General features: G+C 60.7%; 15 protein-coding genes and 5 pseudogenes. 5 read left to right on the top strand and 15 right to left on the bottom strand.

Features of this window, described 5'->3' with window-relative positions:
* Positions 1–97 precede the first annotated feature (97 nt).
* Positions 98–1564: a MocR-like pyridoxine biosynthesis transcription factor PdxR gene (gene pdxR, locus B7G54_RS24615; RefSeq protein ID WP_085041438.1), complete on the top strand. Its 1467-nt coding sequence runs from the start codon at positions 98–100 to the stop codon at positions 1562–1564.
* A 22-nt stretch (positions 1565–1586) separates the two neighbouring features.
* On the opposite strand, the gene B7G54_RS24610 is transcribed toward pdxR, so the two are convergent.
* From B7G54_RS24610 to B7G54_RS24580, 5 genes and pseudogenes are all read right to left on the bottom strand, one after another.
* Positions 1587–3137, bottom strand: a complete 1551-nt coding sequence (locus B7G54_RS24610) for a phospholipase D family protein (protein WP_085041437.1) — start codon at positions 3135–3137, stop codon at positions 1587–1589.
* A 729-nt stretch (positions 3138–3866) separates the two neighbouring features.
* A complete protein-coding gene (locus B7G54_RS24600) occupies positions 3867–4493 on the bottom strand; it encodes a TerB N-terminal domain-containing protein (RefSeq protein WP_085041436.1) in 627 nt (208 codons plus the stop codon).
* Between the two features lie 64 nt (positions 4494–4557).
* Positions 4558–5274 (bottom strand): annotated as a pseudogene (locus B7G54_RS24595) (UTRA domain-containing protein).
* Between the two features lie 77 nt (positions 5275–5351).
* The gene (locus B7G54_RS24590; protein WP_085041435.1) at positions 5352–5969 is read right to left on the bottom strand and encodes a M17 family peptidase N-terminal domain-containing protein; all 618 of its coding nucleotides are present in this window, start codon (positions 5967–5969) and stop codon (positions 5352–5354) included.
* 805 nt (positions 5970–6774) lie between these two features.
* Positions 6775–7179, bottom strand: coding sequence for a hypothetical protein (locus B7G54_RS24580; RefSeq protein WP_244289414.1), 405 nt, complete (start codon positions 7177–7179; stop codon positions 6775–6777).
* A gap of 216 nt (positions 7180–7395) precedes the next feature.
* Between B7G54_RS24580 and B7G54_RS24575 the strand changes: the two are divergent.
* Positions 7396–7494 (top strand): annotated as a pseudogene (locus tag B7G54_RS24575) (transposase); the annotation flags it as partial.
* Positions 7495–7665: 171 nt separating this feature from the next.
* Here B7G54_RS24575 and B7G54_RS24570 read toward each other — a convergent pair.
* A complete protein-coding gene (locus tag B7G54_RS24570; protein ID WP_085041433.1) occupies positions 7666–8319 on the bottom strand; it encodes a hydrolase in 654 nt (217 codons plus the stop codon).
* Positions 8320–8474: 155 nt separating this feature from the next.
* Here B7G54_RS24570 and B7G54_RS24565 point away from each other — a divergent pair.
* Positions 8475–8723 (top strand): annotated as a pseudogene (locus tag B7G54_RS24565) (LysR family transcriptional regulator); the annotation flags it as partial.
* Here B7G54_RS24565 and B7G54_RS24560 read toward each other — a convergent pair.
* The 9 genes and pseudogenes from B7G54_RS24560 to B7G54_RS24520 all read right to left on the bottom strand — a co-directional run.
* Positions 8723–9505: pseudogene (locus B7G54_RS24560) on the bottom strand (IS5 family transposase); the annotation flags it as partial. The pseudogenes B7G54_RS24565 and B7G54_RS24560 overlap by 1 nt on opposite strands.
* Before the next feature lie 85 nt (positions 9506–9590).
* Positions 9591–10892: an MFS transporter gene (locus B7G54_RS24555; protein WP_085041432.1), complete on the bottom strand. Its 1302-nt coding sequence runs from the start codon at positions 10890–10892 to the stop codon at positions 9591–9593.
* A gap of 35 nt (positions 10893–10927) precedes the next feature.
* Positions 10928–11497, bottom strand: a complete 570-nt coding sequence (locus B7G54_RS24550) for a gluconokinase (protein ID WP_085041431.1) — start codon at positions 11495–11497, stop codon at positions 10928–10930.
* 1210 nt (positions 11498–12707) lie between these two features.
* On the bottom strand, positions 12708–13457 hold the full coding sequence (locus tag B7G54_RS24545) for an SDR family NAD(P)-dependent oxidoreductase (protein WP_085041430.1): 750 nt from the start codon (positions 13455–13457) through the stop codon (positions 12708–12710).
* Between the two features lie 538 nt (positions 13458–13995).
* A complete protein-coding gene (locus tag B7G54_RS24535) occupies positions 13996–14409 on the bottom strand; it encodes a DoxX family protein (protein ID WP_085041429.1) in 414 nt (137 codons plus the stop codon).
* A gap of 66 nt (positions 14410–14475) precedes the next feature.
* Positions 14476–15201, bottom strand: coding sequence for a pirin family protein (locus tag B7G54_RS24530; protein ID WP_085041428.1), 726 nt, complete (start codon positions 15199–15201; stop codon positions 14476–14478).
* 296 nt (positions 15202–15497) lie between these two features.
* Positions 15498–15770 carry a DUF3331 domain-containing protein gene (locus B7G54_RS39825; RefSeq protein ID WP_244289420.1) on the bottom strand — a complete coding sequence of 91 codons (273 nt, stop codon included), beginning with the start codon at positions 15768–15770 and terminating at the stop codon, positions 15498–15500.
* Positions 15771–15788: 18 nt separating this feature from the next.
* Positions 15789–16007, bottom strand: a pseudogene (locus B7G54_RS39820) (DUF3331 domain-containing protein); the annotation flags it as partial.
* 491 nt (positions 16008–16498) lie between these two features.
* On the bottom strand, positions 16499–17413 hold the full coding sequence (locus tag B7G54_RS24520; RefSeq protein WP_085041426.1) for a LysR family transcriptional regulator: 915 nt from the start codon (positions 17411–17413) through the stop codon (positions 16499–16501).
* A gap of 125 nt (positions 17414–17538) precedes the next feature.
* On the opposite strand from B7G54_RS24520, the gene B7G54_RS24515 reads away from it, so the two are divergent.
* A complete protein-coding gene (locus tag B7G54_RS24515; RefSeq protein WP_085041425.1) occupies positions 17539–19815 on the top strand; it encodes an FdhF/YdeP family oxidoreductase in 2277 nt (758 codons plus the stop codon).
* A 320-nt stretch (positions 19816–20135) separates the two neighbouring features.
* Positions 20136–21059, top strand: a complete 924-nt coding sequence (locus B7G54_RS24510; RefSeq protein WP_085041424.1) for a LysR family transcriptional regulator — start codon at positions 20136–20138, stop codon at positions 21057–21059.
* Positions 21060–21139 lie beyond the last annotated feature (80 nt).

Below are 21139 nucleotides of genomic sequence, written 5' to 3'. Positions count from 1 at the left end.
AGACCTGCGCACCAGCCGGCACCGCGAGAACGTGAACGATACGATGCGCGTCGAATCTTCAAAAGAACCAGCTCAACGAAAAATTCTGGAACCAGCCATGGATCTCGCGCTGCTCATCTCTTCGCTTTCCAGACAGGACGGCACGACACGCCACAGCCAGCAGGAAGCCCTCTACCGGAGCCTGCGCAACATGCTGCTGGACGGGCACCTCCCGCCCGGTACGCGGCTCGTGTCGACGCGCGTGCTCGCCGCGGAGCTGGGCATCGCGCGCAATTCGGCGGTCTATGCGTACGAGCGCCTTGCCGAAGAGGGCTTCGTGGCGGCCACGCGCAACGGTACGATCACGCGATGGGACGGATGCGGCCGTTCGAGCGCCGGACTCGAAAGCGGCCCGGCCCCGGTTCAACTGTCCGAGCGCGTGCACGGGCTGGAGAACGCCGATCCCGAACCCGAACGCATGCTGCCGTTCGTTCCCGGTCTCCCGTCGCTCGATGAATTCCCGGTTGCCCAATGGCGCCGTTGTATCGAGCGCGCATGGAAAGTGATCAAGCCCGCGCAGCTCGCATACGGCCCGGTCGAAGGGCTGCCCGAATTGCGGCGCGCCGTGGCCGCCTACATCCGGGTCTCGCGAGGCGTGCGCTGCGAAACAGGCCAGGTATTCATCACCGACGGCACGCAAAGCAGCCTCGAACTGTGCGCGCGCATGCTGGCGAATCCCGGTGAGTTCGGCTGGCTCGAGAACCCCTGCTATAACGGCGCCCGAACCGCATTCCGGTCGACCGGCCTGGACATCGTGCCGATCGAGGTCGACCACGAAGGGATGGCGCCCACCGACGAACAATGGCGCACCCGGCCGCCCCGGCTGATCTATACGACGCCATCGCATCAATACCCGCTCGGCGCGCTGATGAGCCCCCGGCGGCGCGCGGCGCTCGTCGAGCACGCACGCGCGTGCGGCGCGTGGATCATCGAGGACGATTACGACAGCGAGTTCCGCCACGGCGGCCAGCCGCTGCCCGCGATCCAGGGCCTGCATGCCGACGCACCGGTCTGCTATCTCGGCACCTTCAGCAAGACGATGTTTCCCGCCCTGCGGCTCGGCTTCATGGTGGTGCCACCGGTTTTGGTCGAGTGCTTCACCAGAACGCTGCGCGAACTCGTCCATCGTGGCCACTCGGCCGATCAACTGGCGATGGCCGAATTCATCGACACCGGTTTGTTTGCGCGGCACCTGCGCAAGATGAGGACGCTGTACGCCGAGCGGCGGAGCAGCCTTAAAGCGGCACTCGCCCGCCACCTCGGCGCCGCGCTGAGCGTTCGCGAAAGCCCGGGCGGCATGCATCTGTCGGCCGATCTCGCGATGCCGCTGCACGATACCGACGTCGCCCGCGCCGCAGCCGCGCATGGCCTGCTGCTTCAGCCGCTGAGCAGCTATCGGGTCGGCGACGGCCGGCCGTACAACGGCTTCGTGCTGGGATACGCCGGGCTGAACGATGCGACGATCGAGGCCGCAACGATGCAGCTCGCGGCCGTCATCGAGCAGCACGGCCGCATGCGCTGCTGAGCCTCGCGCGCAGCGGTGTCGCTCACAGTTGCGATTCGATCGGAAACAACCCGAGAAACCAGACTTCCATCCGCCGCGCGGCCGACACTTCCGGTTCATGATCGAGCTCGGTGACCTTCCCGTCGGAATCGGTCTGAATCCACTTGAGCTGCGCCTTGCCCGCCCGGTCGCTCCTTGGCTCGACCCGCCACGCGATCCGGTCGAGCCGTGCTTCCAGATCGTTGGCCACCTGCGACGCAATCGCCGGGCTCTCGCAGTAAACGCCGATCTCCGTATTGAGGTTCAGCGAGCGCGGATCGAGATTCATCGACCCGATGAAAATGCTCTTGTGATCGAATACGTAGGTCTTCGCATGCAGCGACGCACGCGACGACCCGATGATGACCTGCTTCGAAATACTCTTGTCGCCCGACGGCCGCCGTTCGTAAAGCCGCACGCCGGCCGCCACGAGATCGCTTCGGTACTGCCGGTAGCCCGCGTGCACGGCCGCCACGTCGGTCGACGCGAGCGAGTTGGTCAGCACCGTGACGCGCACGCCGCGCGCCGTGAGCGCGCGCAGCCGCTCGACGACCTCCTTGCCCGGCACGAAATACGGCGACACGATCAGCAGGTCATGTTCGGGCTGCAATGCGAGCGCCCGCAACTGCGGCATCAGGTGCCCGTCGCTGTCGTTCGGCGCGTGCGCGATCTTCGACGGATCGTCGTACAGCACCGTCGCGCGGCCCCACGACAGTTCCGTGCCCTGCCCGTGAACGATCCGGTCGAGCCGCTGCCTGGCCTCGAGCACGTATGGATTGTCCTCCATGGCCCGCAGGTAGTCGCGCAACCGTTCGCGCTCGCGGTCGAGCCCGCCCGGCGCCGCATCGTGCCCGACCAGCGCACTGATCGGATACGCGTACGGGGAATTCCAGAACGTATCGAATTCGGTCGAGATGTCTTTCACGACCGGGCCATGAACGACGACGTCGAGATCGCCGAACTCCAGCATCGACGATGCGCCGAAATACTCGTCGCCGATATTGCGGCCGCCGACGATCGCCGCCTGGTTGTCCGCGATCATCGCCTTGTTGTGCATGCGCCGGTTGACGCGCGAGAACTCGAACACCGTGCCGATCTTCTTGAACCGGCGCGTGGCGACCGGATTGAACAGCCGGATCTCGATGTTCGGATGCGAACTGATCTCGAGCAGCTTGCGGTCGTCCGCGTTCGTGCCGAGGTCGTCGAGTAGCGCACGGACGCGGACGCCGCGATCGGCCGCGCGAATGATCGCGTCGGCCAGTTCGTGCCCGGTCAGGTCGTCATGCCAGATGTAGTACTGAAGGTCGAGCGACCTATCCGCGCGATCGGCAAGCAACACGCGCGCATCCAGCGCATCAACCGGATCGGTCAGCAGATGAAACGCGTCCTGCCCCGGATGCGCACTGGCCTGCTGCTGGAACGCGACGCCCAGCCGCGTGCTGTCCGTATCGGTGTACGCGTGCGTCGGCGCGCGCTCGGCCTGCGGCGGCAGGCTCGCGCATGCAACGAGCGCCAGCAACGAAAGAATCGCACCCCACGAACGCAGCTTGGTCATGATTGCCGTCCCACTCCCGGCCGAAGTCTGTTTGTTCTTGCCGCCGGATGGATCGCGGGGCTGTTTGGCTTGCCTTTGGCCGCAACGGGTGTCGCGTGTGAGCCGGCCGCGCTACAGCATACTTCGATTGACCGCAGTGCGGCACCCTCTCGGTAGTTTCCTGATCGTGATACTCGCGAACGCAAAGAAAAACCCGCGACGCCTGAAGCCATCGCGGGTTTTCGGCATTGTGCCGTTAAGCATAAGTCGTCCGCCATATAAAGCATAAACGATCCTCGCGTTATGGCGTTACCGGCAACCATATTATCCCCCAAAAACCATTAGTTGACCACTCGCGCAAATATAAAGCATATCCCGTCCGTGAAAATCACCGATAAAATAGTCTAGTTTTTCGCTTTAACGCGATGCAAACTCGAATACCATGAATGACAGCGCAGTATCGACGGGCCGCCAAGGTGAGATTCGACATTTTCCCGCCAGGCCCTCATTGGTGAACAGGAGATGCTCATGACTATTTGGAGAATCGCCCCAGTGAGTGAGGAACCTGGGGTAACGTTATCGCGCTGGAGAATCATGGAAACATCGAGCGGGACTCGACATTTTGTCGGTGCAGACAACCGAGATCTCACCGGACGCGTCAGCTCCGAAGTCGTTACGTTCGACCATCTCGGCTTACGTGGTGAGACTCGCTCGGGCCGAATTTATCAACTTATCGGGGAGCCTGGCTGGTCAGATAATGCGGACTATGTGTGGAAGCGCTGGTGCCAGCCACTGAATATATGTTCGGCGATGTGCTGCAGAGAACGAGTTGTAGCTCAGCCAGTAGTCTTCGGGGCCAACCGAGCTTTCGCTCCCTTTCGCTGCCACGTTCGAGTTACAAACAACGGCGCACGCATCGAGGCCCTGGTACGCCTCACCCCGTCGTGGTGTACCGAAAAAGAACATGTCGCCGGTAATAGTCGTCCCAGCGATGTCCACCGCCTCACCTTGATTGACCCAGCGGACTTTCGGCGACGTCTCGAAGTTCGGGGGCGCGATCCGATAGGACGATTTGGTTGAATCGGACGACAGTGTTACTGTCAAAAATTCCTCATCCGGCTCCGAAGGGGTTCCCGGTGCAGATTTCGGCATGGCCTCCGCTGGTGTTGTAGACTGCGGCTCCGTCGAGCTTGGGCTCATGGATTTCGTTATTGTCGGCGGCGGCTTCTTTTTCGTCAGGGTGGAAACGATTACACACATAAGGGTGAATACAAAGGCGATCGTCCAGTTCCCCTTCGGGGCCGCAACAATAGCAATCAACAGGGCCACGACAAGCACGCCCACCCCGGCACCCGATTTTTTTGCCTTGTGGCTCATGGTTTTGGTCTCTCTCGCTTCTTCGAACTCAGCCCCCGTCCGGTCGAGCAGTTCGTTTGGACGATTATATTACGTTGGAATATTCGTCCTCGGAAATTGCGCTCGAAATCATGCGGCGCCTTCCCTTCGAAGCTCGATGAAACCGCGACGCCGGATGCCACAGCTGCACTGACGTCGCGACTTCCTCGCCGACCCATGTGCGGTGTCTCAGCAACAGGCGCGGCTCGCCGATTTCCATCACAAAATGGCGACGTACCTGCGCATCGGATTTCTGCGCGTAGATGAGAAATTCCGCGTGCAGGATCGGCGCAAGGCGCATCATTTACTGATTCGGCGTCTCGACGGTGAAATCCTGCTCCAGATACGCGGGAAACAGCGCCGGATTGACGTAGCGATCCTCGAACTGGATCGGTTCACGCTCCTCGTAATGCACGATCCGCGAATGAAGCGCGGCTCCCGAACGAAGCCCGAGCACGTCGATCGCTTCTGGATCGTCGCTGCTTGCGATCAGCAGCACGAGCGCTCTGTGCCGATGGCCGCGCTCGGCGATCTCGTCCGAGGTGTCGCAGATCTCGGGCACCGTCGATTCGTAATGGCGGCGCTCGACGACGGTGCCCGCGCCCGGGATGCAGATCAGCATGCGCTCGGCTGTCAATTCGCGCAGCGCGCGCGACACGATCATGCACGCCACACCGAACTCATTGACCAGCTCGGCGTCAGTCGGAATCGCGCAGCTCGGCTTCCCGTCACCGTTCGCCAACCGCTCAAGCAGGTAACGCATAATTTGCTGGTGTACATCGACGGTGCGACGAGCCGGCTGATGACGCCACACTTCACGCAAACCGAATCGACCTGCCGTTACTTCGTGCCTTGGGACAGTACGGCCGCAAGCGCGTTTCCGAAATGTTCTACGGCTCCGTCGAAGCGTGACGCGCCGACATCGAAGACCCAATGGCGCAGTGACGGTAGCACAGCGAGCCCCAGTTCCGCGATCCGGTACTGTGTGTTTATCGTGGCCAGCACGGCCGTCACCATGGCCTGCGGCATACCTTCGGTCGCCGCAGTAGTCAACCCGCCGTCGAGTATGCTCGGCGCGAAGGCTACACTCCGCGCACCCTGCTGCATCGCCGTTCGGGCAGCGGTGGCGGCAGCATCCGCGGTTACTTCAATGGTCCAGCTTGCGGGGTCACCGAGCCCGACCAGCAGCAGGCTACCCGCTTCGATGCCCGCGGGCGGGCGGCTGATCAACAATGTTTCCATCGGCGCTGCCAAAAAGTGACCTTCGCGCCGCAACCCGGTGAGTGCACCCGAAAGCGCGAGGTCGAGATGGCGTAGTCCGCCCGTCGGCCCCTCACCTGCCGCCTCGCGCGCGAACATGCAACCACAGGAAAGATCGACCTGTGCACCAACGCCATCCCATGCTGCAACCTCGAAGGACACATCACGCCAACTGCCGATGATCTGCCGAAGAACCATATCGTCTCTCCCGTGAGGTCACGACGCGGCGGGCCTACCTTCGATCCTGACGATCAATGGCAAAGCCTCGAGCGTGCAATAGACCAGACATTTGCGTGCAATCCCGATCAGCGGCTCGTACTGATCGGGATTGCCCTCGATGGCCTCCTGTTCATGCGAATTCGAAGCGGCGACACGCCCGGTGAGCCGGCCCTTCTACCCGGCATGCGAGCGCGCCGCTCGCCGTCTATTCGCCATGCGTGAAAGCGATCGCCCTCTATCTTATACGGCGCGGAGCCAGGATGCCTTCGTCGAGCACAAGCGCTCGAGCCGTATGCTGCAGGTCACGCAAGCCCTTCAGGCGCAACGCGATCACCGTTGACTCGGTAAAGCCCGGCCTCGAACACGTCGAGGCGACTTGGGCGTGACACCAGTCGCGTTCGAGGGAGATCTGGAGCGGCACGAGAGGACGATTTCGCCTCCCGAATATAGCCCCCCACCGCGCAAGAGTCCGGCCTGTATCGGACCTTCGCCGATCTGCTTCTTTCCGGTAAGCGCGATCGGTTCTGGCCCGACGTGCCGATGACGACCCAACGGATCTTGGATGCGTTGCTCGAATCCGCCAACGCCGAAAGCGTACCGGCTTCTTTGACGTGAACCCTGGGCGCGGTCGTGCCGTCAACGGAGAAGCGGCGTCGCGCAGGACGCGATCCACCGTTGATGGGCGTGACGAGCGTCCTGCGTACTGCGCCGCCATTGCGCGTCCTAGGCGGGGTGACGCGTAGAGACTGCGCCGAGCACGTCAGCCGCTCGTTTCGAGCATGCCCTACGCAACGCTGCCGATGAGCCTCAACAACGCAGTGTGGTCGACCGCAAGATAGGCCGAGTTGTCAAAGTGATGCAGATAGCGCGTTGCAAATGCGTCCGCGGACGCCCGGTCCAGCTTGAGCAATTCCCGCGCTCTTGCCACGACCACCGTCGGCGTCAGCTCCAGTTCGCCCTCTTGATCCAGCGCTTCGTCCAGCATGACGATGAGTCGGCTGAGAGGCTCCAGCCACTTCATCGAATCGTCGAAGGCCATCACCTGCAAAAAATCGCCGGCGGATTGGTGCCCATAGACCTTCTCGTACTCTCTACGCTCAAGCTCGACCAGTGTCCGGTGCAAATTGAGAAGCGCGGTCCGGATGCGGGCGCAGTGTTCTGCTCGGTGGGAATGTGTTCCAGTATTCATATCGGTTCGCCTGTTCGGACAGCCGTATTCCATTCGGTGGCAGTCCCTGCACAGTGTTTCGCAGGCCGCCATTCTCGGTGCGACGCTCCATCATAGAAGATTGTCTCGACGATGGCATCTGCGTTGGCGATCGATCGCGGCCGGCATGGGTTCCGACGCTGTACCGGCCGGCCGGACATCTTCGAGCCATAATTTTTGGCAAGCGAGGAGATCCATATGAGCAGCAAGCGCTACACGGATGAGTTCAAGATAGAAGCAGTCAAGCAAGTCACCGAACGTGGTCGTTCGGTGGCAGATGTGGCCCAACGTTTTGGCCATGGCCGCTAAGTTTCCACTTCTGAACTCCGTGGAAAACGGGGCGAATACGAGGCCGGCGGCCTGCAGCCCTGCATGATGGCCTTCTCTTTAGAGAGGGATGACGAGACTCGACAAGCAATCAGCCGTCTCGCGGCGCGTCGCTCAAAAACCTCTTCATCCCCACTCAGATCATGCTGCGTTGTTTGGCACAGGCGTGTTGAGCAACTGCTGCTCCCACAGAAAGGCGATGCCGCTACCGCCGGCATGCTGCGTAATCACTTCTGTCAGCGCCGCAGCTTGATCGCTCCGAGCCCAATCGCGCTGCCATTCAGATGCGACCGCCAGCCAAGTCATCATGTTCGCGCCAGCCGCGATCATGCGCTGGATTGCGACCTCATGGGCCTCGACCGAAACACCGCCTGACGCATCGGTGACGACCGTAACGTCCCAACCTTCGCCGAGAGCCTGGATTGTTGGCATCGCGACACATACCTCGGTCCACAAGCCAGCGATAATCAACTGCTTGCGGCCCGTCGCTTCTACCGCATCCACAACCTTCCGGTCCTGCCTGGTGTTAATGAAAGTACGGTCGATGATCTCTTGGTCGGGGAACACGTCGGCGATCTGGGGGAAGAGGTTCCCTCCCCGTCCAGCGACCACCGTCGTCAGAATGGTAGGGACCCCGAAGGCCTTGGCGGTCTTCGCGAGAGCCGCCGTATTGTTGATCACCATCTGCGGTTCGTGGCTGTTCACGTTCGCGAGTTGGTACGGTTGATGATCAATCAGAACGAGTACCGAGTCTTCTGGACGAAGAAGCGAAGCGAGACCGTTACGAAAAGTCACGAGTGCCTCCTTTGTTGCCGATGTGAGCGAGATTCGATTTCCGGGAAACACACGCCAGCGACGACGTCGCCGGGAAGCAACATTTTGTTGGTCCCGTGCTCAACACGGTAGTACCACTCTGGGGCGAGCTGTGTCGCGAATTGGGGAACACCGAATTGGACATCGAAGAGTTGCAGACATTTGTGGAAGTGGCAGATGCTGGGGGCGTTTCACCGGCTGCGCTCCGGCTTGGCGTGTCCAAGTCGATCGTCAGTCGCCGGCTCGCGCGGCTTGAATCGGAACTTGGCGTCCAGTTGCTTGCACGATCCACCCGAGGAGCTGCAGTCACAGAAGCCGGGGCCACGTGTCGAGACCATGCGGCGACGGTCTGCGCCGAAATCGACGTCGCCAAGAGGCCAGTTCTATAACCTTGCTCAGCTTGCCTGAAGATGTTCCAGCAGACGAGCGGGCAGTCAAGTTTCAAGAATGCTTCGTGAATGTCGGCGCGTCGCTCGAAGCGCGCGCGTAGACGACGGAACTTGTGGAGCCAGGAGTGCGTACGTTCCACCACCCAACGTACTTGCCGAACCCGCTGCCGTGTACGGTCCGGCGTTTCTCGATCACGGGCCTGATGCCACGCTCACGCAGTGCACGTCGGCGTCGTGTGGCATCGTAGCCGCGATCGGTGTAGACGACGCCGGGCTTCCGAAGTGGTCGGCCACGGACACCGCGAATCGGCGGAATTGCATTAACGAGCGGCAGCCACTACGTGACGTCGTTGGCGTTCGCGCCGGTCAGGATCGCCACGACAGGAACGCCGTTGGCGTCTACGAGGATGTGGTGCCTGGAACCGGGTCGCGCACGATCCGTGGCCCCAATGGCACGCACGGACGATGAATCAACCGCAGCGTATGACAGATCGATCCGGCCGGCCGCACGCAACTTGTCGAGCAGCAGCTCGTGCAGTCGGTCCCATACACCGGTCTTTTGCCAGTCGTTCAATCGCCGCCAGCAGGTTGCGCCAGAACCGAAGCCCAGCCGAGTCGGCAAGTGGTTCCAGCGGATTCCCGTCTTGAACACGAACAGGATGCCGTTGAGCGCCGCACGATCGGAAACGCACGGACGACCAGGATCACTTTTCGCACGAGGCTTCGCGGGCGGCAGCAATGGGTATCCACGGTTCGTCGTCAATGATCGGCGCTTCCATCCTTGAGCTTCCGTTGTTCTGGTGCCCAAGGCTAACAGCTCGCCGAGGAAGTAAACAGCCCCTCACGGGGTGTTTGAACCGACCTCTAACTGTCGTACTGGACGTCGTCAAGACGGGGGCGCTGGCGCGTTCCGAACTGCCCCGAACGAACTGGAACCGTGATCATCAGTATCACGGAAAGCAGTAGCGCGGCTGCCATGAAGACGTACGAGCTGGACGGGCTTCCGGTCGCACCATTTAGATATCCAACGACCCACGAACCGACAAACGCGCCTAGCGCGCCACTCGAATTGATGATGCCGATCGCGCCGCCGAGCACGTTACTCGGGATGAGTTCCGACACGAGCGCAAAGAAGGGGCCATACGGCGCGTACATAGTTGCGCCAGCAACTATAAGAAGCATGAACGAGATCCAGAAATGTGCCCCTCCAACCATGTACGAAGCCATTAGAGCTATGGTTCCGACGAGCAGTAGTGGCCAGACGAACAGCTTGCGGTTTCGCGTCTTGTCTGAAAGCCACGATGCAAGAAGCATCAGGATAATCGCGGCAACATACGGAATGGCCGCAAGCCAACCGATCGAAACAATATCAATATTCGACGCGGTCTTGAGAATCGACGGCAACCACATGATGAATCCATATACGCCGATGCTCCAGAGGGCGTGGACCGCACTGCACTTCAGCACGACCGACGAACGGAATGCAGCCTTGTAGTCGCGAACCGGCGCGATGTGGGCTTGCTCAGCCCTCAGGCGCGCGTCGAGTTCAGCTTTTTCTGCATCGGTCATCCACGTTGCGTCGACAGGTCGATCCTTGACTGTCAACCACCAGACAATTGCCCACGCAAGTGCTGGGAGTCCTTCGATGACGAACATTTCCCGCCAGCCGAAGCTGCGTACCAAATATCCCGAGACGATCGACATCCACAACACGGTCACCGGGTTGCCGAGAATCAGGAACGTATTCGCGCGCGAGCGCTCGCTACGCGTGAACCAGCGGCTGATGTAAATCAGCATCGACGGCATTACCGCGGCTTCCACCATGCCAAGAACGAAGCGCAGCACCATCAACATCGGAATGTTACTGACCAACCCGGTCGCCGCAGCGCACAAACCCCACAAGATCAGACTGACGAAGATCAATTTCTTCACGCTGTTGCGTTGCGCATAGATCGCGCCGGGCACCTGGAACAGGCAGTAGCCGAGAAAAAACAACGAGCCGATCAGCGACGACGTGCCGTGCGTGATGCCAAGGTCCCTGTCGATCCCGACCGCAGCTGCAAAGCCATAGTTGGCGCGATCCAGATAGGCCAGACTGTAGGTAATGAAGATCACTGGCATCAAGTACCACCAGCGTTGTACGGCAACCGATTGTGTCTTTTCCATTTCGTCTCCTAAGTACAGTATTGTTTTGAATTGCCTTATCGATTCGGTTGGAAGTGTGTCTGGCCTCGACATACGGCGCCACCCTCCTCGCCGGCATCCGCTTCCGGATACGGCAACGCTCGTATCTTTTGCATGACCAGATTGACGATGCGAGCGGGTGCCAGCTCGATGCTGACCTCGATCGCCTCATCTGCCCCTGGCTCCTCGAGCGTATCGAATTGACTCCGCAGCAGCGACGGATCGAAGAAGTGGCCGCCGCGCGCATTCAAACGTTCGCGCAACGTATCGAACGAACCCTTCAGATAGACGAATCGAACGTCGGTGTCGGTGCCGCGCAACACGTCGCGGTACGACCGCTTCAGCGACGAGCAGGTGAAGACGGCAGCCTCTCCCGCGCGCTGCCGCTCCTCGATGGCCGCGCGGATCGACTGCAGCCACGGCCAGCGGTCGTCGTCGGTCAACGGAATGCCGTGGTGCATCTTTTCCTTGTTCGCCGCGCTGTGAAACGCGTCGCCGTCGGTATAGCTGCACGACAAGCGTTCCGCCAGCATTTCGCCGATTTGCGATTTGCCCGCGCCCGACACGCCCATTGCGATCAGAATCATTGATTACCTCTTGTACAGAGCGCACTCCGATCTCACGTGAAACCGAGACCTAGCGCGGTCGTTTCCTCATTACGATCGCTGATCTCGCTTCGGCCAAGCCGCAGGCGAATCACACCCCAAGCCATGCTTCAGCGATCGTTGCGCAACTGAAGTTCCAGCTGAACCGGTCTAACGCATTCATCGTGTCTGTCTCCTCGAATGCTTGTCGAGCCGTCGGATTATCGCGGCCCGTTTTGCTTGGGACGTATCATCTGTTCTCTACCCTGGATTGCGCCAATGGTCTTTTCTGATCTGGTTATCAAGAGGACTGATTACCAGCACCGGTCACCCTTGGGCCACCGTCAATGGAATTCAATTAACTGCGCGGATTGGTCAGATCTGCCTCCCGGGTGCGTAGCGCAGCGCCTATTCTTCGCGCAGTCCGCACTGAACATGCAGACCACGGCGCTCAACGAAGAACTTGGCGTGCGGCTGTTAGAGCGCAACTGAGCGACATCGGGCGCGTATTCCTGCTGGAAGTGCGAGCGGCGCTGCATCAGACCGCGCCCGCCGAGCACATGGCGCGGCTCTCGAGCTGAATCGAGATCGGCACGCTGCCTATCGCGCTCGTCTCGGAGATACTGACAACCGTACTTCCATCCGTGCCGCGCGTGATGCGTCCGTGTTATCCGATGATCACGCTCGAATTGAGGGACATGCCGAAGCTCGGCAAGGTCTCGGCGCGATGCATCGCAGGAATGATTTCGGGTTGATCCGGCTGCCCACAGCACATGCGGCATCGACACGTGCGCGGTGTTCGAAGAAGGGTTCGTCGTCGGGCAGCTGCTCGGCCATCCGCTCGCGGCACTCGACACGATAGCGCCGACCGCGCTGCGCGGCCAACCCGCGATTGTCCTTGCGCTGCACAATGCGCCAGACATTCACGGCGACATGCCGCTCACACTAAGCCGCGCCGGGACAAAGTTCGAGATTGCGCAGGGATTAGGCGGATTCACCACAATGCCCGCGCTTTGGGTAGACAGCGTATCTACGGGCACCCAGACGCCGCTACGATCGCGATGCCGCGGCGCGCCAGAACTCCGTTGGAGAGCGGTATTTCAGCGTCTCACGTGGATGTCAATCGTTGTAATGATCGGAGCAGTGAACCGATGAGACCTTGCTGTCGAATGCAAGATGAAGTTTGACGCTCCGCGCCGCTTTGAGGGCTATCTCAGCGCGAGAGGAAGCCACCGTCGATCGGGATATAACCACCGTTGACGAAGGACGCGCCCATACTGCTCAGGAGGGCAACCACTTCCCCAACCTCCTCTGGCTCGCCCATACGTCCTGCTGGATGCAGTTGCGCAAGCGAGTTGCGGGAGGTTTCGTCAAGGCCTGCCTCCAGCCCAGTCTTCATGAATGCTGGACCAACACTGAAAGCACGAATGCCAAGCGCCGCATAATCCACGGCGATCTGCCTGGTGAGGCCGACAACACCATGTTTCGCCGCAGTGTAGGGTGCGAGCCCGGGAAAAGCCACCTGTCCGAGGATACTAGCCATGTTTACGATAACGCCCCCACCGGTCACGAGCATCGCCTTGATCTCGGCTCGCGCACAATAAAAAACCGAGTCGAGATCCATCCGAGTAATTCGGCTCCATTCCTGATCACTGTAGTCAGCAAGCGGCGTTGCAAGAGGAGCAATCCCTGCGTTATTAAACGCGATATCCAACCGTCGCTTCTTTTGCACTATGACATCGATCATTGCCTGAATTTGCTGCGGAGATGTTACATCGGCGAGAACAAATTCCGCTTCGCCTCCAGCCTCCTTGATCTCCGACACGGTTTCTTCGCCAGTCATCATGTCAATGTCATTGACGAATACATAAGCTCCGTATTTGGCATAGGCAAGTGCACTCGCCTTGCCGAGTCCGTGTCCAGCACCAGTGACCAGAGCGGTCTTTCCTTCGAGAATTTTCATGGCGTCTCCTGTGTTCGGTATCGATGTGTCACCTAGGTCAGCATCTCTGGCCGTTGACGACGTTTTCTTCGTGCTCGGAAGAATGAGCATACGCTCGTGCCAGCGTCCAGATCCCTATCAAAAGATAGGTTTTTCGGCCTTTTCTCTGCTCGGATGCGCATTTCTGACGATCGTGACCGGCCGCTTCGGGATCGCGCCGGCACGGGCACTCTGTGCTGTACTTGCGTGTGCCGCGACTTGGCGAGGAACTACGTGTATTGCACGGCAACGGAGACTGCACCAATGGCTGCGACAGGTTGCCCGCATTGGCGTTCACCTACTGAACGATTTGGGAATGGTTTCTCTCGGCGCAATGGTTCGAAACGATCTGCTCTAGATGATCGATGACCGTGCGGTGGGCAAACCCTTCAGCGTCATTAGCCAGTTTCCGATGGTGCACTGGCAAGGATGAATCAGTGACAAGACCATCGTCGATGCGATGCTCGACTGTCTCATGCTGCATCGTCACTGGATTACGCGTTCAAAGACGGGTTACCGATCATCGCCGGTCGAGAGAATACTTGCCGGCACCCGTCACACACAGCAGCATCAGCCCTCCGATGATGCTGATGTTTTTGTAGAAGTGAATCATGTTGTCTTGCTGCATGGCGCCAGTCATATTCCAGTAGTGATGGCCGATAATCGCCGTACCTAGCGTATAGACCGCGAGCAACAAAGCCAGGGGCCGCGTATAGAACCCGATCACCAGCGCGACGCCGACAACCAGCTCCATCACCACAGCCGTGATCGTCGACAACGCAGGTGCGGGCACGCCGCTCGACGCCATATATGCGACGGTGCTGGAAAAGGCCGTCAGCTTCGACCAACCGAATATCACGAACAGCACCATCAATAGAATGCGAGCGATAAGAATCAACTCATCCTTCCGGTTTTCAAATAGTGTAAAGCGCATGATTTTCCTCGATGAGATAGCTGTCGAGCCTCCCACCTGGTGCTCGACGGGTTCTGAATAGGCCGGTTATGACGACAACCGCGATACTTCGATGCCGCGCAGATCGAACACAAGCACTTCAGCATCGTGACCTCGTGCGAAGCTCAGTGTTCGTTCACCGCGGATCCGTGCACCGTCACCTTCGCCAAGTTCGACGCCGTTCACGGTAATCCTGCCGCACGCCACATGAACATAGGCATAGCGATTGCCGGAGAGTTCGAGCTCGGCGCTTTCGTGACCGTCGAACAGACCTGCATAGACGCGGGCATCCTGTTGCAGCGCGAGCGATTCGTTCGCACCGTCGGGTGACAACACCAGTCGCAGCACGCCACGCTTCTGCTCCACGCCGAAGTGACGTTGCTGATAGCTTGGCGGCGTGCCTTTCATGGCAGTTGCGATCCACACCTGCAAGAGGTGCACGGGCTCGCTATTCGAGTGGTTGTATTCGCTATGGGCGATGCCCGTGCCAGCGCTCATCACCTGAATGTCACCGGGTACGATCACCGATCCGGTTCCCATCGTGTCCTTGTGCGCCAGCGAGCCCTCCAGCACGTACGTGAAGATCTCCATGTCGCGGTGCGGGTGCTTGCCGAATCCTTGCCCCGGCATGATCCGGTCGTCGTTGATCACCAGCAGATCGGAAAAACCGTTTTGCTCCGGATCGTAATAGCTCGCGAATGAAAACGTGTGACGCGTGCTGAGCCAGCCGTGCTCCGCTCTTCCACGTTGATCTGCATGTCTGATCTCGAGCATCGTGTTCCTCCTTGCGTGGACGAGATGGCCCGAGCACTATGCCCGTTCGTTTCATGCTGCGAAAGCGACAAATCTGGTAACCGTCCTCTCAAATTCAAGAAGCTGGTGTGGAGCTTGCGTCGGGATCCGCTTGAGACGCCATGGACCGACCTCATAAAGGTTGAATCCGCGCGCCCGAGGTCTTACGCCGGGGCGGCCGTTTCGCGCGATCACATGAATTGCTGCGTGCAGCGGACGACATGCGGTCCCAGCGCATTACTGGCTCGAGCGCCGGCACGGCACACCGGATATGGCGTTCACACGGACGATCTGTTGTTGCGGTCGAGCGCTGCTGCGAGAATCATCGCTCCCGCGTTTGACGGCTTTGGGCGGCCGATCGGCCTGAAAATCTCGTCACCGCGCGCAATCGCGACACCCGACAGTGCACAGATGCCTGAACGCGCCGCTCGTCCCGGTCGCCAATGCTGCTCTCCATAATGAGCGCGCCCTGGCTCGACCCAACGCACCAGAAGCAACTCATCCGACTGCTCGAGCACATGAACCTGTGGGCGCGCCGGTAGCGTGCCCATGATCCGCTCGAGCACCGCGGCGAGAATCATTGTGTGCGGATGAGCAGCCGCCCGGTCGCCGGGGCTAAAGACGGCATCGCCGCAAATGACTTTCGATCCCGACAACGCACAATTCCCGGAACGCAACGCACGCCCCAGCGTCCATCGCTGATCTTGCGGGCCACTGCGACCGCGTTCGACCCAACGCACCAGCAGCACTTCGTTCGAATAGGCCAGGATATGCACCCGTGCATTCATTTGATGTCGCACCCTGCACGGTCACGGAGTCAGAGTCGCTACCCGCGCGTCGACATCGCACCTGGCGACTTCGACGTTTCAACCCGAATCGCACGGCCCAACGATTCGTCGCCAGGCTCGCACCGGCTCTGCGGGGCGCGACGGCAAACTGGAAGACGCGATGCACGACCGGGAAATCGCGAGCACCAACGTCAACCTCGATGGCTCGTTGCGTGTGTTGCCCTTCCAGACGGATAGGAAATGGATTGCTTTCTTGATCAGATGGATCGGTAACGGCCGATATGCATTGCACTCGAGCACGGATCCAAACCCGATTATTGGACACGCAATAGCTTTTGAAGGGAACAGAAGAACTGGAATCGATCTTATTCCGCATTGCGCATCCCGTTCAGGACCAACGCCACGGCTCGTCGGAGCGTACCGAATCCCGATCGGATCTGCACGAAGCAAGCTGCAGGATCGGCACGGGAACGCGGCCCTGGATCATCGGGTCAAGCGTGCGAATCCAGAGGCCCCACCCCCTTCACGACATCACTCAACTTCGCATCCCAATACGCCTGGCAAAAGTCGAGATAAGCTCTGACGACCGATGACGGATGTCGGTGTGACGGAAACAGCAGGTTCAGCTCGACGGCAGGAAACGGATAGTCGTCCAGTAGCGAAACGAGCCTGCCTTTACGCAGCTCGTCCGAGACAAGAAACGGCGGGAGTTCGCTCACGACATGTCCATCGAGCACACGGTTGCGCAGGTGCGAGTAATCGTTCGTCGACAGCACCGGGCGCGGATGAAACTTCGTGTCGCCGAGGTGCCAGACGGGCGGCGCATACGCACCACGCCCCCAGGTCGCGCACGGCAAACGATGCAGATCTTCGGGCGTCTCCGGCCGGCCGTAGCGCTCCAGCAACGCGGGGCTCGCGACGAGCCGATGCCGATAGATTGCGATCTTGCGCGCCACCATCGACTCCTGCTCGATCGCCCCGACACGCAATGCCACATCGATGCCGTCGAGGATCAAGTCGACACGACGCTCGGTGGTATGAACGAACAGGCGAATACCCGGGTAGCGCGCCTGAAACTCGCCGAGCAGATCCCACCAGACTTCGAACGTCGGCGGCAACGACAAGCGCAGGAACCCTTTCAATTCATGCTGCGCGCCCACCACCGACTCGCGCGCCTCAGCCAGCGCTTCGATGCCGCGACTGGCGTGTTCGTAGAGCCGCACGCCGGCATCCGTCAGCCGCGTGCCACGCACTGAACGCTCGAGCAATTGCACGGCCAGTTCGCTTTCGAGGGCCCTGATCCGGCGACTGAGCGTCGGAAGCGGGATACCCGTACGCACGGCCGCCGCCGACAGGCTGCCGGCCTGCACGACGATCACGAACATCTCGACAGCATTCAGATCCATATAAGCCTTTCGAATTTGAGAGGAAGGTTATCAGATTTGTCGATTCCACATCGCGATTCGAACAGGCACAGTGACCAGCCAAACCGACCGACATTCAAGCTGGCCTGGACAGCAACGGAGTTCATATGACTGCACGACGCGACGTACCTGGTATCCGGGCATACGACGGCCCGGCCGGTGGCTGGGGCGCCCTCCGTGCAACGGCGGAGGCAGTCCGCACGCAGATGGAATCGATCAAGGCGCCGATCACGCTGCTCCGGACCAATCAGCCTGACGGGTTCGACTGCCCCGGCTGCGCGTGGCCCGACAAGGAACACAAGTCAACGTTCCAGTTCTGCGAGAACGGCGCGAAAGCCGTCACGTGGGAAGCGACGACCAAGCGCGTGACGCCCGAATTCTTCGCGGCGAACACCGTGTCGTCGCTGCTGCGCATGTCGGACTACGAGCTGGAGAACATGGGCCGGCTCACGCATCCGCTCGTCTACGATCGCGCGACCGACACGTTCCGTGCAGTCGAATGGGACGATGCATTCGCGCGCATCGGCGAAGTGCTGCGCGTGCTGCCGCCCGATCAGGTCGAGTTCTATACGTCGGGCCGCGCATCGAACGAGGCCGCGTATCTGTTCCAGTTGTTCGCCCGCGAATACGGGACGAACAACTTTCCCGACTGCTCGAACATGTGCCACGAGCCGACGAGCGTCGGCTTGCCGCAGTCGATCGGCATCGGCAAGGGCACCGTGTCGCTGGAAGATTTCGACGTGTGCGACCTGATCATCTCGATCGGCCACAACCCGGGAACCAACCATCCGCGCATGATGGGTACGTTGCACGAAGCCGCGCGGCGCAACGTGCCGATCATCGTGTTCAATCCGCTTCGCGAGCGTGCGCTCGAACGCTTCGCCGATCCTCAGAATCCCGTCGAGATGGCCACCTATGGGTCGACGCGCATTGCGTCGACCTACTTTCAGGTCAAGGCCGGCGGCGACGCGGCCGCGCTCAAGGGCATCATGAAGGCGCTGCTGGCCCTGGACGTCGCACAAGGCGACGTGCTGGACCGTGCGTTCATCGCCGAGCATACCGAAGGTTTCGACACGTTTGCCGCCGATCTCGTCGCGACCGGCTGGGACGCAATCGAGCGCGAAAGCGGGCTCGCCCGCTCGGCACTCGAACAGGTGGCGAACGCGTATGCCAAGGCGAATGCGACGATCGTCACCTACGGGATGGGCGTCACCCAGCACAACACGGGCACCGCGAACGTTCGCCTGATCGCCGACCTGCTGCTGTTGCGCGGCAATATCGGCAAGCCCGGCGCAGGCATCTGCCCGCTGCGCGGTCACTCGAACGTGCAGGGCAACCGGACGGTAGGCATCACCGAAAAGCCCTCGGCCGAATTCCTGAAGAAGATCGAGGACGTGTTCGGTTTCGAGCCGCCGCGTGCGCACGGCCACGATGCCGTCAAGGGCATGCAGGCGATAATCGATGGCACGGCCAAGGCGCTGATCTGCCTCGGCGGCAACTTCGCGGTCGCCCTGCCCGACTCCGGGCAATGCTTTCCGGCGATGGGGCAGCTCGATCTGAGCGTCCACCTCGGCACCAAACTCAATCGCTCCCATCTACTGGTCGCAAAAGAGACTTTCGTGCTGCCGTGCCTCGGGCGCACCGAGCTTGATGTGCAGGCAGGCGGCCCGCAATCAGTGACGGTCGAGGATTCGATGTCGATGGTCCATGCGTCGTCGGGCAAGCTCACGCCGGCGTCCGAACATTTGCGCTCCGAACCCGCGATCGTCGCCGGCATTGCGCACGCGACGCTGCCGGACAGCAAGGTCGCCTGGCTGAATCTGATCGCCGACTATGACGAGATCCGCACGTTGATCGAACGAACCATACCGGGTTTCGACAACTTCAACGAACGGATCAGGACTCCGGGTGGATTCCGGCTGCCTCTGCCGCCGACCGAACGCAAATGGCCGACCGCGACCGGCAAGGCGATGTTCTCGGTATTCAGCGGCGTCGAGGAAGATGCCCCCGTTCACGGCGACGACATCCTGCGCCTCGTGACGCTGCGCAGCCACGACCAGTACAACACCACGATCTACGGGCTCGACGACCGCTATCGCGGCGTGTTCGGCCGACGCGACGTGTTGTTCATGAACGAGGGTGACCTGGCAGCGTGCGGGCTCGAACACGGCGATTTGGTCGACATCGAGACCGTCGCACCTGGCGGCCGGCCGATGCGGCTCGAGAAGATCACGGCGATTGCCTACGACATCGCCGCGGGATCCGTCGGCGCGTATTACCCGGAAGCGAACGTACTCGTCCCACTCGACTACATCGACAAGGAGAGCGGCACGCCGTCGTACAAGTCGGTCCCGGTTCGCGTGGTCCGGTCGCAAACGGTATGAACCGGTGGCAAGCGCGCCGGATAAAACAGTACGAAGCGCGGTCGGCCGCGGCTCGCCGAACCGCCGCGCCTACGCAGCCCGGCAGAATCCGCTCGGCTCGTCAGACTGTCCCGCCGCCATAATCGATTGACACGCGAGCGCCTACGCAATGCCATTATGCATTGCGTAGGCGCACCGTTCGGGGATCGAGCGTGCGGCGCACGCACATCCCACACGTTCCCGAGAGGCGCCTCAGGGTCCCGCCTCACGCCGCGTACATCGGATGAGGTTGCCCTCACTACCGACGTCAGCGCGAAACCTTCATCGCCCCCCACTGCATAATGCATCACCTTCCTGATCTCGAAGCCTGGGCGATCTTCGTACGTGTCGCCGAAACCGGTTCGTTCTCGAAAGCTGCTGCGCTGCTCGGTATGTCGCAACCGACCGTATCGAAAGCAATCGCCCGCCTCGAACAGCGACTCCGCACAACGCTACTGTACCGAACACCGCGTAAGCTTTCGCTCACGCCGACCGGCGAGATGCTGCGTGACCGCGCGATAAAACTGCTCGCGGACGCGGAATGCATCGAGTGCGACGCGTCCGCATACGCACTCGAACCGCACGGCCTCGTCCGGGTTAATGCACCCATGTCGTTCGGGGTCCGCCATCTCGCACCGGTGCTGCCTGCGTTTCTCGAACGCTATCCGCTCGTCGATATCGATCTCGTGCTGACCGATCGTCTAGTCGACATCGTGTCGGACGGCTTCGACATCGCGATCCGCATCGCCAAACTGGACGATTCGACGCTGCGCGCCCGCCCGCTGTGTCCGGTGCGCCGGTCACTCGTCGCGTCCCGCTCCTACCTCGAAAAGTACGGCAGCCCGACACATCCGCGCGATCTCGAGCAGCACGTAATCTTTCTCTACACGAACCTGCCAACACCCGAATCCTGGCACTTTCGCAACACGAAGTCGGGCGAAGAATTCTTGGCGCCCGTGCGCGGGCGCATCCGCAGCAACAACGCTGAAGTGATCATGCCCGCATTGATCGGCGGGCATGGCCTCGCACTGCAACCCGAGTTCGTGATATGGGGCACGTTGCAGCGAGGCGAACTGGAGGTAGTGATGCAAGACTGGTCGATCTCCGACATCAACATCAACCTCGTCACGCCGCCTGGCACGCTACGCCCGGCGCGTGTCACGTTGCTCCTCGACTTTCTCGCCGAGTGCTTCGCGCAAGCACCATGGACGTTCTCTGAGCTTTGATGTGTCAATACCGCGCTGGCAAAAAAGCCGTCCGCGATCCGTGCCGTTGCGATGCCTCGCCTTTACCTGGCCGGAATAAA

This window comes from Burkholderia puraquae, assembly GCF_002099195.1.
Taxonomy (GTDB): Bacteria; Pseudomonadota; Gammaproteobacteria; order Burkholderiales; family Burkholderiaceae; genus Burkholderia; species Burkholderia puraquae.
This window is presented reverse-complemented; position numbering and strand designations above follow the sequence as displayed.

What these genes read in the sequence shown, in the direction of transcription:
- pdxR (WP_085041438.1), top strand. Translation starts at nt 98, where the DNA reads ATGGATCTCGCGCTGCTCATCTCTTCGCTTTCCAGACAGGACGGCACG.
- B7G54_RS24610 (WP_085041437.1), bottom strand. Translation starts at nt 3,137, where the DNA reads ATGACCAAGCTGCGTTCGTGGGGTGCGATTCTTTCGTTGCTGGCGCTC.
- B7G54_RS24600 (WP_085041436.1), bottom strand. Translation starts at nt 4,493, where the DNA reads ATGAGCCACAAGGCAAAAAAATCGGGTGCCGGGGTGGGCGTGCTTGTC.
- B7G54_RS24590 (WP_085041435.1), bottom strand. Translation starts at nt 5,969, where the DNA reads ATGGTTCTTCGGCAGATCATCGGCAGTTGGCGTGATGTGTCCTTCGAG.
- B7G54_RS24580 (WP_244289414.1), bottom strand. Translation starts at nt 7,179, where the DNA reads ATGAATACTGGAACACATTCCCACCGAGCAGAACACTGCGCCCGCATC.
- B7G54_RS24555 (WP_085041432.1), bottom strand. Translation starts at nt 10,892, where the DNA reads ATGGAAAAGACACAATCGGTTGCCGTACAACGCTGGTGGTACTTGATG.
- B7G54_RS24550 (WP_085041431.1), bottom strand. Translation starts at nt 11,497, where the DNA reads ATGATTCTGATCGCAATGGGCGTGTCGGGCGCGGGCAAATCGCAAATC.
- B7G54_RS24545 (WP_085041430.1), bottom strand. Translation starts at nt 13,457, where the DNA reads ATGAAAATTCTCGAAGGAAAGACCGCTCTGGTCACTGGTGCTGGACAC.
- B7G54_RS24535 (WP_085041429.1), bottom strand. Translation starts at nt 14,409, where the DNA reads ATGCGCTTTACACTATTTGAAAACCGGAAGGATGAGTTGATTCTTATC.
- B7G54_RS24530 (WP_085041428.1), bottom strand. Translation starts at nt 15,201, where the DNA reads ATGCTCGAGATCAGACATGCAGATCAACGTGGAAGAGCGGAGCACGGC.
- B7G54_RS39825 (WP_244289420.1), bottom strand. Translation starts at nt 15,770, where the DNA reads ATGGGCACGCTACCGGCGCGCCCACAGGTTCATGTGCTCGAGCAGTCG.
- B7G54_RS24520 (WP_085041426.1), bottom strand. Translation starts at nt 17,413, where the DNA reads ATGGATCTGAATGCTGTCGAGATGTTCGTGATCGTCGTGCAGGCCGGC.
- B7G54_RS24515 (WP_085041425.1), top strand. Translation starts at nt 17,539, where the DNA reads ATGACTGCACGACGCGACGTACCTGGTATCCGGGCATACGACGGCCCG.
- B7G54_RS24510 (WP_085041424.1), top strand. Translation starts at nt 20,136, where the DNA reads ATGCATCACCTTCCTGATCTCGAAGCCTGGGCGATCTTCGTACGTGTC.